Origin of the sequence: Brevibacillus fluminis, assembly GCF_052072235.1 — a bacterium.
GTDB lineage: Bacteria > Bacillota > Bacilli > Brevibacillales > Brevibacillaceae > Brevibacillus_D > Brevibacillus_D fluminis_A.
Map to the genome: position 1 here is coordinate 4959933 of NZ_CM125436.1, position 13084 is coordinate 4973016.

14 protein-coding genes are annotated in these 13084 nt (G+C 52.5%); 2 read left to right on the plus strand and 12 right to left on the minus strand.

Translation table 11 applies throughout. From position 1 onward, the window contains the following. Window positions 1-22 precede the first annotated feature (22 nt). Genes sufU through sufC form a run of 4 tightly spaced genes read right to left on the minus strand, consistent with a single transcriptional unit; the run spans window position 23 to window position 3776 of the window. A complete protein-coding gene (gene sufU / locus ACTID9_RS24370; RefSeq protein WP_441067557.1) occupies window positions 23-460 on the minus strand; it encodes a Fe-S cluster assembly sulfur transfer protein SufU in 438 nt (145 codons plus the stop codon). Continuing rightward, window positions 447-1673, minus strand: a complete 1227-nt coding sequence (locus ACTID9_RS24375; protein ID WP_441067559.1) for a cysteine desulfurase — start codon at window positions 1671-1673, stop codon at window positions 447-449. Before ACTID9_RS24375 ends, sufU begins: the two co-directional genes overlap by 14 nt. Further along, complete coding sequence (gene sufD, locus ACTID9_RS24380; RefSeq protein WP_441067561.1) at window positions 1674-2972, minus strand: Fe-S cluster assembly protein SufD; 1299 nt, start codon at window positions 2970-2972, stop codon at window positions 1674-1676. A gap of 18 nt (window positions 2973-2990) precedes the next feature. Then, the gene (sufC, locus tag ACTID9_RS24385) at window positions 2991-3776 is read right to left on the minus strand and encodes a Fe-S cluster assembly ATPase SufC (protein WP_441067563.1); all 786 of its coding nucleotides are present in this window, start codon (window positions 3774-3776) and stop codon (window positions 2991-2993) included. A 259-nt stretch (window positions 3777-4035) separates the two neighbouring features. On the opposite strand from sufC, the gene ACTID9_RS24390 reads away from it, so the two are divergent. Further along, window positions 4036-4911 (plus strand): NAD-dependent epimerase/dehydratase family protein, encoded by an 876-nt coding sequence (locus tag ACTID9_RS24390; protein ID WP_441067565.1) that lies wholly within the window; start codon window positions 4036-4038, stop codon window positions 4909-4911. Window positions 4912-4989: 78 nt separating this feature from the next. Here the strand turns inward: ACTID9_RS24390 and ACTID9_RS24395 are convergent, their stop codons facing one another. From ACTID9_RS24395 to ACTID9_RS24425, 7 genes are all read right to left on the minus strand, one after another. Further along, entirely contained in the window at window positions 4990-5580 is a 591-nt protein-coding gene (locus tag ACTID9_RS24395; RefSeq protein WP_441067567.1) for a DUF1802 family protein, read from the minus strand. Between the two features lie 93 nt (window positions 5581-5673). After that, window positions 5674-6627: a carbohydrate kinase family protein gene (locus ACTID9_RS24400; protein ID WP_441067569.1), complete on the minus strand. Its 954-nt coding sequence runs from the start codon at window positions 6625-6627 to the stop codon at window positions 5674-5676. Between the two features lie 74 nt (window positions 6628-6701). Further along, complete coding sequence (gene pckA / locus ACTID9_RS24405; protein WP_441067571.1) at window positions 6702-8279, minus strand: phosphoenolpyruvate carboxykinase (ATP); 1578 nt, start codon at window positions 8277-8279, stop codon at window positions 6702-6704. Between the two features lie 388 nt (window positions 8280-8667). Beyond that, entirely contained in the window at window positions 8668-9018 is a 351-nt protein-coding gene (locus tag ACTID9_RS24410) for a hypothetical protein (RefSeq protein WP_441067573.1), read from the minus strand. 132 nt (window positions 9019-9150) lie between these two features. Beyond that, window positions 9151-10017 (minus strand): MBL fold metallo-hydrolase, encoded by an 867-nt coding sequence (locus tag ACTID9_RS24415; RefSeq protein WP_441067575.1) that lies wholly within the window; start codon window positions 10015-10017, stop codon window positions 9151-9153. Window positions 10018-10082: 65 nt separating this feature from the next. Next, window positions 10083-10475 (minus strand): VOC family protein, encoded by a 393-nt coding sequence (locus tag ACTID9_RS24420; protein WP_441067577.1) that lies wholly within the window; start codon window positions 10473-10475, stop codon window positions 10083-10085. A 47-nt stretch (window positions 10476-10522) separates the two neighbouring features. Then, complete coding sequence (locus tag ACTID9_RS24425; protein WP_122919275.1) at window positions 10523-10957, minus strand: hypothetical protein; 435 nt, start codon at window positions 10955-10957, stop codon at window positions 10523-10525. A gap of 200 nt (window positions 10958-11157) precedes the next feature. Between ACTID9_RS24425 and ACTID9_RS24430 the strand changes: the two genes are divergently transcribed. Continuing rightward, the gene (locus ACTID9_RS24430; RefSeq protein ID WP_441067579.1) at window positions 11158-11580 is read left to right on the plus strand and encodes a Gmad2 immunoglobulin-like domain-containing protein; all 423 of its coding nucleotides are present in this window, start codon (window positions 11158-11160) and stop codon (window positions 11578-11580) included. A gap of 26 nt (window positions 11581-11606) precedes the next feature. Here the strand turns inward: ACTID9_RS24430 and pdxR are convergent, their stop codons facing one another. Then, window positions 11607-13025: a MocR-like pyridoxine biosynthesis transcription factor PdxR gene (gene pdxR, locus ACTID9_RS24435; protein ID WP_441067581.1), complete on the minus strand. Its 1419-nt coding sequence runs from the start codon at window positions 13023-13025 to the stop codon at window positions 11607-11609. Window positions 13026-13084: the final 59 nt, after the last annotated feature.

Sequence of the window (13084 nt, forward strand, 5' to 3'; positions counted from 1 at the left end):
GATCTTAAAAGAAAACCGTACGCTATGATTGCTCGCCTTGCTTGATTCCTTGCTCCAACGCTTTCCAGGCCAGCGTTGCGCATTTGATGCGCGCAGGAAACTTGGCTACGCCGGACAACGCTTCGATGTCACCCAGATCGAGCGAATCGTCGACCGGCTTGCCCTGCATCAGATCCGAAAACACCTGTGCCAGGTGGAGGGCTTCTTCTGCCGTCTTGCCTTTGACGACCTCGGTCATCATCGATGCGGACGACATGCTGATCGAACAGCCTTCCCCGAGGAACTTGGCGTCGGTGACCTTCCCGTCCTCCAGCTTGAGTGACAGCGAGATGCTGTCACCGCAGGTTGGATTGTTCAGGTTGATGGTCAAGCCTTCCGCTTCTTCCAGCTTGCCTTTGTTGCGCGGCTTTTGGTAATGGTCCATTATGACACGACGATAGAGATCATCAAGAGAAGACATTGCTAAAATACTCCTTCGCCTTTTTCAACCCGGCGACAAGCGCATCCACGTCTTCTTCCGTGTTGTACAGGTAGAAGCTGGCGCGTGCGGATGCCGTCACTTGCAGGTGGCGCATCAATGGCTGCGCGCAGTGATGGCCGGCACGAACAGCGATTCCGTAGCTGTCAAGCACCGTTGCCAAGTCATGCGGATGCACGTTCTCGACGTTGAAAGTAATGAGGCTGGAACGGTCGACGGTCGGTCCGTAAATCGAAACGCCGCCAATCGCTTGCATTTGCTCCAGCGCGTATTTCACCAGTTGTTTTTCATGACGCTCGATATTTTCCAGGCCGATCTGCTCCAAAAAGTCGATCGCTGCCCCAAGTCCGACGGCGCCTGCGATAATCGGCGTGCCGCCTTCGAATTTATACGGCAGCTCTTTCCACGTGGAGTCTTCCAGATAGACGAAATCGATCATTTCGCCGCCGAATTCGATCGGCTCCATGTTTTCCAGGAACTCGCGCTTTCCGTACAGGACACCGATTCCTGTCGGTCCGCACATTTTGTGACCGGAGAACGCGTAGAAGTCGCAATCCAGATCTTGCACATCGACCTTTTGGTGCGGCGCGCTCTGGGCGCCGTCGACGACGAGAATACCGCCGTGCTGGTGCACGATTTGCGCGATTTCCTTGATCGGGGTCGTATCGCCCAGGACGTTGGAGATATGGTGGATCGCTACGATCTTGGTCTTGTCGGTCACCGTCGCTTTGACCGCTTCGATCGTCACCGTTCCATCCTCGGCCAGCGGGATGAACTTGAACGTTGCACCCGTCGCTTTCGCTGCTTGCTGCCAAGGAATGAAATTGCTGTGATGCTCCACCACCGTCGTGACGATCTCGTCGCCCGGCTTCAGGTTGGCGCGAGCATAGCTCGATGCCACCAGATTCAGCGCCGTGGTCGTGCCGCGCGTGTAAATGATCTCGGCGGTCTCACGGGCGTTGATGAACGCGCGGATTTTTTCCCGCGCGCCTTCGAACTCGTCCGTCGCCTTGTTGCCGAGCGTATGAACACCGCGATGCACGTTCGCGTTTTGCGTTTTATAGTATGTGTTTAACACATCGATTACTTGAATCGGTTTTTGAGAAGAGGCCGCGCTGTCGAGATAAACGAGCGGATGCCCATTCACCTGCTCCTTCAAGATTGGAAAAAGCTCGCGGATTTCCTTGGCGTTCATTTAGCCCAGCTTCCTTTCGAGCGCTTGGCGAACGCGGTTTCTCACTTCTTCCACCGGAATTTGGGAAATAACCGTATCCAGGAAGCCGATGATGATCAACCGTTCCGCTGCTCTGCGCGTAATACCACGCGACATCAGGTAGTAGATGCTCTCTTCGCTGACGCGTCCAACCGATGCGGCATGGCCTGCTTTCACGTCATCTTCGTCAATCAACAGAATCGGGTTGGCGTCGCCGCGCGCTTTTTCGGAAAGCATCAGGATGTTGTTTGCCTGCTCACCGTTTGCTTTGGTGGCGCCTTTTTCAATCTTGGTGATCCCGTTAAGGATCGTAACCGCTTCGTCGGTCATAACCGCTTTGCTCACCATTTCGGACTCGGAGTTGAGGCCGTAGTGCTGAACCATCGAGGTGATGTTTTGACGCTGCGCGCCGCGACCGATGGAAACGCATTTCGTATCCGCATTGGACCCGTTGCCTTTCAGCAGCGTGGTGTTGTTGGTCACGGTGTTGCCATCGTTCATTTCGCCCAAAATCCATTCCATTTTGCCATCGCGATCGACAACCGCGCGGCGGAAGGAATAGTCATGCACGCCATCGCACAGGGAGCGCACGGATGCGACCTGCACGGTTGCGCCTGCGCCGACGAATACTTCCACGACGCTGTTTGCTACCATTTGCGTGCCTGTTCCAGATACGAAAGAATCGACATACGTCACTTTGCTGTTCGCTTCCGCTACGATGAGCACATGCGGAGCGACCAGGGAGTGATCCCCTGCCACTTCATAGACAGCCTGTACCGGAACGGCAAGCTCTACATTCCGTGGAACGTAGAGGAATACCCCGCCATTCATCACAGCTGCATGGAGCGCAGCAACTTTGTGCTCGTCGGCAGGAATCGCCGTGAACAAATATTTTTCCACCAGGTCGCCGTGTTTCGCCAATGCCGTAGCGAGGTCTGTGAAAATGACGCCTTGCGCGGAAAGCTCTTCTGTTGCCGCAAAAAATACGGTGGACGCATTTTTTTGCACCAGCAGGTTTTTCACGTTTGCGGCATCGATTTGCTCAACAACCACGGAATCAAGCTGATCCGCAGCAGCGACTTTCGCTTCTGTGACAAAAGGATTGAACTGATCGATGTTCCATTTGTCGATCTTGGTTTTTTCCAGGTGCGGCAGTGCCAGTGTGCCGGAAGCATCAAAGGCTGCCAGTCGTTTATTCAATGCCCATTCGGGCTCGTTGTTTGCTTTTGAGTAAGCGGTAATCGCTTCACGCCCGAAGCGGAGCTGTACATCTACAGTCATCGTTTGCTCCTCCCTTCTTTACGCGCCAGCGTTTACAGTTTCGTCTACGATTCCAAGCTCTTCTTTTACCCAGTCATAGCCTTCCGCTTCCAAACGCTCGGCAAGCTCAGGTCCGCCGGATTTCACGATACGGCCTTGCATCATAACGTGTACGAAATCAGGCTTCACGTAGTTGAGCAGACGTTGGTAGTGCGTGATGATCAAAAAGCCGCGATCAGGCGAGCGCATTTCGTTCACGCCGTTCGCTACGATTTTAAGCGCGTCGATATCGAGACCGGAGTCGATCTCATCCAAAATACAGATGCTTGGCTCGATCATCATCATTTGCAGAATCTCATTGCGCTTTTTCTCACCGCCGGAGAAGCCTTCGTTCAGGTAACGATGGGAGAAAGATTGATCCATTTCCAAAATGCCCATCTTTTTGTCGACTTCACGGATGAATTTCATCAGGGAGATTTCGTTGCCTTCTTCACGGCGCGCATTGATTGCGGAGCGCAGGAAGTCGGAGTTGGTCACACCGCTGATTTCGGATGGGTATTGCATCGCCAGGAACAGACCTGCGCGCGCACGCTCGTCAACTGCCATTTCCAATACGTCTTCGCCGTTGAGCGAAACAGAGCCTTCAGTCACTTCGTATTTCGGATGGCCCATCAAAGTGGATGCGAGGGTAGATTTACCCGTACCGTTTGGACCCATGATGGCATGAACTTCGCCACCCTTGATTTCCAGCGAAAGACCTTTCAAAATTTCCTTGTCCTCAATTTTCGCACGCAGATTGTTTATTTGCAGATGTGGTACACTCATCGAACATTTCCCTCCGTTTTCGTTCTTCTAACATTCTCATTCCATTCTCAATTACCATTTTATAATAAGAATAATTATAAAGCAAGGTTGGAACTATATCTGTATTTTTTAAATGTTTATGTTTAGTATATAGTAGCAATCTTGAGGCTAGACGTGAGGAATGGATGCGAAAAAGGCTACAGCCGCTTGCGTTCTCCAGCACATTTCGATTCACGTTGCACACGCTGTGAATGGTATGATGAAGCTGGAGGTGGATCACATGGAAAAAATTTTAGTGTTGGGCGGCACTCGTTTTTTCGGCAAACGATTGGTACATAAACTGCTTGAATCCGGCGCGGATGTAACCGTCGCGACCAGAGGTCTCACAGCCGATCCGTTCGGGCAAAACGTCAAGCGGCTGGTCATCGACCGGGACGACGCGCGCTCCCTTCAAGATGCCGCCAGGACGCAAGATTGGGACATCGTCTACGACAACATTTGCTATTCTGCTCAAAATGCTTTGGACGCAAACGCTGCTTTCGACGGGCGAGTCGGGCGCTATTTGTTGACCTCGACGCTGTCGGTTTACGACTTTGGGCCGAAAGCTTTGGAAGAAGCCGATTTCGCTCCACAGACGTACCCGATCGTCCCGGGAACACGCGCCGCTGTCACCTACCAGGAAGGCAAGCGTCAGGCAGAAGCTGTCTTTTTCCAGCAAGCGAACTTCCCCGTTGCAGCTGTCCGCTTTCCGATCGTTTTGGGCGAGGATGATTATACCAAACGGCTCCACGACCAGATCGAACGCGTATCCACAGGCAAGCTGATCGGCGTGCCCAATCCCGCTGCCCTGCTTTCCTTCATTTTGTCGGATGAAGCGGCCCGCTTTCTCTCCTGGTTGGCAAAAAGCGATCTGACCGGCCCCGTCAATGCTTGCTCGAACGGAAGCATCACCGTCGGGTCGCTCTTACACCTTATCGAAGAAGCGGTGGACAAACGGGCTGTGACCGCAGCAGAAACCGATGCAGCGGACATCTCGCCATTCGGCGTCCCCGACTCCTGGCACATGAGCACTGCCAAAGCAAAGCAAGCCGGCTTTCCCTTCAACGACTTGAACGATTGGCTGCCGCAGCTGGTGCAAAAGCTGGCCAACAACTGAGAACGATTCTCTTTTGCCCCATTCAAACAGAAAACCCGGGGAGTGTCAAAAAACTCCCTGGGTTTGTTTGTGCGATTGTTAGCTGTTCAAAATCTGCATCACGGCAGCTCGCTGCTGTTCGTACTCCTCGTCGGAGAGCACCGGCGAGAAGCCTTGCTGCGTGACTTCCTGGAGCAGATTGTGCCACGACTTGCAGCCTTTGTAGGACTCGTCGATCGGCAGTTCAAACGGTTTTGCCAGCTTGTATACGCGTGCGAACAAAATGTGCAGCGGCTGTTTTTTCTTCCAGTGCAGGCGGACGTCTGCAAAATTGTCGTTCCAGATATGGAATGGCGCCAGGGCACGCAGCTTTTGCTCGTCCATCAGCTCCACATCGTCCGTGATTTCCGCAAAGTATTCGATCTCTACGGTCGGCTTTTCGATGCTCCATCCTTCCAGCGTCGCATTCAGCAGCGCATGGTACTGCGGCTTCACCATCTCCGCATTTTGGTGCTCATATGTAGGATAGAGATAAAAGGTGTTGTTTTCAAGCTTAAATTCTCTCGTTTCCTCATACAATCCGCCTTTGCGGACCGTGATGATCTGTTTTCCTTCGCCCAATGCCTTGACGGCTACCGCCCATTCCTTCAATGACAAGGTGGAGACCGGTTGTTGTACAGTTGTCGGCATCGCACTCGCCCCTTTCCGTCGATTACATGTTGGCTCTAGTGTAGCAGAATTGCCCCCGGGTGCAAAGCTCCAGGCGCAATCGTCATCGGCTTGTCACCGTTTGCGCAGCTGCTCGATTTGGGCACGAGTCGGCATCGCGGGGATCGCTCCCATCTTTGTGGTAGACAGTGCGCCAGCCGCATTGGCGAAATCGACGATCTCAGCCAATTGTTCGACCTGGCAGGCCGACGGGTCGGAGAGTTGGAGCAGCCGATAGAGCACCGCTCCGCAAAAAGCATCCCCCGCGCCTGTCGTATCGACCGTCTTCACCGTATAGCCTGCCTGCATCCCCGTCTGCTCCCCAGCACGGAAATAACAGCCCTCTGCTCCAAGCGTGACAAAAACAACCCGGATGCCATACTTCTCATGCAGCCACAGCGTTCCTTCCGCAAGATCGCTGCATCCGGTCACGAATTCCAGCTCCTCGCGGGACACTTTCAAAACGTCCACATGCGGAAGACATGCCTCAATCTGCTCTTTGATCCGGTGAGGTTCTTTCCAGAGCGGGAGCCGGATATTGGGATCGAACGAAATCAGCGCTTTTTGCGCTTTTGCCAGCTGGATCGCCTTGTGCGTAGCAGAACGAGCCGGCTCCGCGGTCAACGAATTCGAGCTGAAATGAAAAAATCGAGCGTGCCCGAACCATTCTGTCCGAAGCTCGTCCGCGCGCAACAGCACATCGGCACCGGGATCGCGATAAAAGCTGAAGGAACGGTCGCCATCCGCCGCCAGATGCACAAAAGCCAACGTTGTCTGCGCTTCATCCGTCACTAACAGGCCAGACGTATCGATCCCCATGCCCTCCAGCACTTCTTGCAAAAAACGGCCGAATTGATCCGCCCCCACTTTGCCGATGAAGGCGGTTTTTCCCCCGAGCCGCGCGACAGCTGCCAGCACATTGGCAGGAGCGCCCCCTGGATTTGTTTCAAACAGCTGATTGCCTTTTTCCGATTTGCCTGCCGGCGTGAAATCGATCAGCAATTCGCCCAACGCGACGACCTCGCTCATCCTTGATTCCCCCATTTCATTACAAAAGAACCGTGCAGATACGGTTCTGCACGGTTGGTTGCTTGTGGTGTCGATTATGCTTTTGGTCCCGCTTCAGCGATCGCTTCTGCACCCGGGAACTTTTTGCTGAAGTTTTCTATGAACAACTGAGCCAGTTCTTTCGCCTGGTTGTCATATGCTGCCTTGTCTGCCCATGTGTTGCGCGGCAAGAGGACTTCTGCAGGAACGTCCGGGCAAGAAGTAGGCACTTGTACGCCAAACGTTGGGTCTGCAACGAACTCCGCTTTCTCCAGCTCGCCGTTCAAAGCAGCGGTTACCATCGCGCGCGTGTACGCCAGCTTCATGCGGCTTCCCACGCCGACAGGGCCACCCGTCCAGCCTGTGTTGACCAGATAAACGCGCGCATTGTGCTCATCGATCTTTTTCCCGAGCATTTCCGCATAGACAACCGGACGCAATGGCAGGAATGGGGAACCGAAGCAAGTGGAGAACTCGGCTTGCGGTTTTGTTACGCCGCGCTCTGTGCCCGCCATTTTGCTGGTGTAACCGGACAGGAAGTGGTACATCGCTTGCTCTTTGCTCAATTTGGAGATCGGCGGGATGACACCGGAGGAATCGGCGGTCAAGAAAATGATAACGCTTGGTTGACCGGCAACACCCGGAATAACCGCACCCGGGATCATTTCCACAGGATACGCCGCACGTGTGTTTTCTGTATATTTCGCGCTGTCGTAGTCCGCTTTGCGCGTATTTTCATCCACGACCACGTTTTCCAGTACCGTACCGAAATTGATGGCGTTCCAGATTTGCGGCTCGCCTTTTTCCGACAGATTGATGCATTTCGCGTAGCATCCGCCCTCGATGTTGAATACGCCGTTGTCAGACCAGCCATGCTCGTCGTCACCGATCAGATTGCGGTCAGGGTCAGCCGACAGCGTCGTTTTGCCTGTGCCGGAAAGACCGAAGAACAGAGCGACATCGCCATCTTTGCCGACGTTTGCCGAGCAGTGCATCGACAAAACATTTTGCTCAGGCAGGAGCAGGTTCATCACGCTGAAGATGGATTTTTTCATTTCGCCGGCGTATTCGGTTCCGCCGATCAGCACCACTTTTTGCTCAAAGCTCATGACGATGAACGTCTCGGAGTTGGTGCCGTGAACCGCAGGATTCGCCTTGTAGCTAGGTGCATATACGACGGTGAATTCCGCTTTATGATCAGCCAATTCCGCCTCGGATGGGCGAACGAACAATTGGCGAGCAAACAGGTTGTGCCATGCATATTCATTTACTACACGGATCGGCAGACGGAATGTCTTCTCCGCACCGGCAAAACCGTCGAAAACAAACAGGTCTTTGCCTTGCAGATGCTCCATCACATCCGCGTAGAGAATGTCGAATTTTTCACGGGAAATCGGTTGGTTCACAGGTCCCCAGTTGATTTTGTCATGAACGGATGCTTCGTCCACAACGAATTTGTCTTTCGGGGAACGACCGGTGAACTTGCCTGTCAACGCGTTAAGTGCACCCTTGTCTGTGAGCACACCTTCTCCCCGCTTAACAGCAATCTCGACCAGTTGAGCTACCGAAAGATTGTATTGTGTATTTGCCGCAGCGAGTACGTCAGTAAGTTGATTTACCGTCTTCGTTTCCATTTGTGAACGATCTCCCTTCCATTAATCACAAATCGTCAATGTGATTCTATCTCTCGTTGAATTTGTAATTAGTATATCACATTTACCGAAATAAGCTACATAATTTTAAATTTAGGTGTGAATAAAATGTGAAGGGCCTGTCTTTCTCGGGAATGGTGTAGACTGCTTCTTGCGTCCGCCACTCAGGTGGTACACCTTATGTATACGGTGCCCTGCCGTGTCTTTCCTGATTCTTTGGGACTTGCAGGCATGAGCCACGCTTTTGAGCAAGCGTAAATAAGAAAAACTCGGCATATCGCCGAGCTGTGCTTGCGAATGCCGGAAGACCATCCCCAAAATTGGTCTGACCACTTCCAGCACCTATTATAACATACTTTCTCCTCGGCTGCTAATTCGTTGCACAAGTCAAGCGAAGCAGCGCTTCCCATTTAAGCTGATCGCGGATTGCGCCGCGCGCGGCCACCTTTTGCTGGGCATGCAGCAGTTCCCACTCATTCCCGCTAAGCAGTTGCACCAAGTCTTGCTCGCCACCGGTGATCACCAGATTGACGGGATCGGTGTCTGCCCATGTCACCAGCGGAATGCGGTCCCGCGCGAAAATGAGCGTCACGGCGCCTTCCCCTTCAACCGGACTAATGCGGACGCGGCTGTCCCAATCGCGCGTCAACCGTTTCAAAAACGTCTTTTTCTCGAGTCGTTCACAAAACCCTTCCAGCAATCGCGCCAGTCCGTCCGCCATTCCCATCCCCCGCTTCGTTCGTTTGCCAATCGTTTTCGTTTTTGGCAGCGTCGAATCCTTTGACGAGGGATTGGGGCGGATGACTACCTTTGTCGATGGCCTGAACAAAATAATGGCAAATTTTGCAAATTGCTATTGATTCGACAAAACATCCTCTTCCCAAAACACTTCGAAATTCCCTGCGTGCATATCAGCTATCCCTTTTGCAATCGGCTGTTCGCGATAGGTCATGCCAAGAAACTTCGCTTTCGTCTCTTCCTTGTCCCAACCGTTTTGACGGCCTTCGCGGACGATCCGCCTTCCTTCTTCGATGTATGCTTGATCGCAGCGAATGCGCTCCACGATTTCGTCAGCTCCTGCCGGCGCGCCATGGCCGGGGACAAGCAATTGAATGTCGCCAGCTACTGCCAGCCGCCCGATTTTTGCCAAACTGTCCGTATAGGCAATGCTATCGTTGATGAACGGAAATTCCCGATCGGACAGCATGTCGCCCATGACCAGCAACTTCTGCTCCACGAAGAGCGTCGCCATCATGTCTTTCGTATGGCCAGGCACCGGCAAAAAGCGGACGCCCCACAGATCGACAAGCTCATCTCCATCAATGGCGCGATCGATGCGCGGCAGCAGGCCAGCTTGCTTACGATCGACATAGTACCGCTCGTCGAACGACAAAACTTTGCCCAGTTGATCTTGCAGCCTTCCTTCGGCAAGGATCTGTTTCTGTGCCACAACCGTCGCATCGGCAAAAGCGCTGAATCCGGCTATATGGTCCCAGTCGCCATGTGTCAGCACGAGGATGATCGGCCGACCTTTGCGAATCGAGCTTACAAAAGCAGCGATCGCTTCGAGCTCATGCGGAAAATATGCCGGATCAAACACGAACAAGCGCTCAGGCGTTTCCACCACCGTCGATGTCGTTTGCCACAGACAGCTCGTAAACACCGTCACGGATTGATCCTGTGCATAGGTGCCATTTACCGGCAGTACAAATGTCTTCATCTTCATTCCTCCATTTAGATGGTGATATTTCCCATTTTTCTTTTACAAAAAAAAAGACACCTGGTCTAGGTGTCATCAGCCTCATCCTTATCCAACCGAACTTCCAGATGATGTCCGTCCGGCGTTTCAAAATAGAGGTTAAAGCTGGTCGGACGTTCGATCGGTCCACGATAACAAATATTGCGGGTTTCCAGCTTATCGACTAGATAGTCAAGTTCATCATGCGATGCGACGGTAAATGCGATATGATCTACCTGTCCAAAACCATTTCGCCCATCAATGGTTGCCTGGTGCAATCCGATTCTTGTCATATCGCCAAATTGAAAATAAATCGGGTCGCCTTCTACCCGGTTTTCCAGCGAAATCGGTATCTCCAGAATTTCTTTAAAAAAGAGTGCAACCTTCATCGCATCACGGCAATTCAACGCAATGTGATGAACGCCTTTGATTTGAAACATGGACCTTTCCTCCCAAGCGGCGACAATCTTTCTATGCTTCTTCTTTATTATGCGCTGCGGTTTGACGTTTGCTTCCGTTTGTTGAACTGCTGCAGGCGCTCTGTCAATTTGACCAAACGATCGTTCAGCATCTTTCTCCAGCTATCGTCTTCCAACATTTTAGCGGCACCCAGTAAATCAAGCGATAAATCGATTTGCTGCTTTAAAATATCACCAAAATTATTTCCTGCATCTATCATAACACAATTCTCGAAAATGTTTGCTATATGATCAACATTGACGAACTCACGGAAATCGACTTCAGGTGCATTATCCCCTTGTGCGTATTCTACGAGGATTTCGTATTCTCCTGCAATTGCCGGCAGAACCTCAATCCGGTCACAAACCGGGCAGTACATAATCGGAACATGATGAACCATTGTTTTGTAATGGCGTACACTTCCAAATGATCCGATCATTCCAGCACCACAACAAAATCCCATAGTTTCTCCTCCTCTAAAAAGCCCTGTCCTATAGATTCTATCCTACTTATGTCATGCACGCTAGAACCAAATTGATGCCAGCCAGCAAAATCCTGTTCGCTCAGGCTGCCGCTTCCAGCGCTTGTGCGTCAGGTTTTAGCGGCGTGAAAATGCCCATACTAGAAAGAGCGTTGGATCAACATCTGGAGGGAAGGACAGCCATGCAAATGAAGATGGGAGAATCGCTGCTCTTCACTGCGCTGACATTCGGCGTTTCCGTCGGATTCGTGCCTTATGAGGACATGCTCGCCTTCAATGCGCCTGCAAGCGATCAAGGGAAGGTGTATCAAAACGAAGCGTTCCGCAACGTTACCGTAGAGAAGACCGCGTTCGGCCATTATGTGATCAGCGGGGAAGCTCGCGTATTCGAGGCGACCGTCAACTATGTTGTCACGAGCGGACAGTCGCATGTAACCAGCGGATACACGACTGCAAGCAAGGGCGGTCCCGACTGGGGCACTTTTCAAATCGAACTGGATACGACCATGCTGACCGCGTATAGCCAACCGCTTGCCATTACGCTCTTTGAAGCGAGCGCAGAAGACGGACGACCGCTCCACGAATTGACGATTCCGCTGTTTTGACAAACCTGGTCCTTGACCAGGTTTGTTTATTTCTCATAATATGGTGTCCACGCCCGGTTCAGAAGTTCAATTCCTGGCTCGATGTGCGCAAGCGGCAATCCGCCAAAACCAAGCAGCAGCAGCGGGCGCATTCCTTCCTTGCGTTCATGCCACATCGGCTCGGTGCTGTACACCTTCACGCCATGCGCTTCCGCAACGTTTACAAGCGTATCGGCCGACTCTTTGCTTTTGACTTCCAGCACGAGATGGAGGCCGGCGTCTTGCCCGGTGATGATGACCCGCTCCCCCATATGCGTCCTAATCGCCTGCAGCATCGCGGCATGCTTTTTATGGTAAAGCGTCCTCATTCTGCGGATATGGCGCTCCCACTCTCCCGATTGCATAAACAGCTCCAAGGCTCTTTGATGCAGCCTTGAGGCAGTCTGGTCATAGGTGATCAACCCGCTGCGGTAGCGGCCAAGCAGACGCTGCGGCACCACCATATAGCTGATCCGGATCGCCGGCATCAACGATTTGGAAAACGTGCCGACATAGATGACGTTTCCGTTTCGGTCCAATCCTTGCAAAGATGGAATTGGCTTACCCCGATAGCGGAATTCCCCATCATAATCATCCTCGATCACGAGCGCATCCCGCTCCGCCGCCCAAGCCAGCAGCTTGAGCCGTTTGGCAACAGGCATGACCATCCCTAACGGATATTGGTGGGAAGGCGTGATGTACACCACCTCCGCGTTGCTCTCTTGCAACCGTTCCAAGCTGATGCCGTCCGATTCGAGCGGAATGGGCACCAGCCGGAACCCAAGCCGATTAAACACGTCCCGTACCCGTGGGTAGCACGGATCTTCCACCGCAACGTCCTTGCGTTCCAATTCAAGTAGCTGGCACAAGCTTTGCACGAGCGCATAGGTGGAAGGGCCGATGACAATCTGCTCCGCCGAGCAATTCACGCCTCTTGATTGGTACAGGTACTGGCAAATGGCCTCGCGCAGCCCCGTTTCCCCCTGGTTATCCCCGTAAAAAAGCAAATCTTTTTCCTCAAGCTGCATGCTTTGCTGGTAGCATTTCCGCCACACGTCGAACGGAAAATGGTCCAGATCGATCCCGGACATGAAAAAATCATACAGGATGCGATTCCCTTCTTGCTCCTGTTGACTGTCATTTTGCTTTTCTGCGGAATCAGACGCGGCCAGCGAGTCCGCTTCCAGCTGCACGACATAATAGCCGCTCCGTTCCCTGCTTTCGATATACCCTTCCGCGAGCAATTGCTGGTACGCCATCAGCACGGTCGTCTTGCTTACCTGCAAATGGATGGACAGCTGTCGAATGGAAGGGAGGCGCGTGGCCGCCGGAATCCGGGCAGACTGAATCTCTTCTTTAAAATAACGATAAAGCTGCATGTACATGGCTTCATCGAGCTTTTCATCAAGCAATGGGCTGATGTCCATTCATATTATTCCTTTCTATTTCTGTACCTGTTAACTATTATTGTGCCTGAGAAAACCCG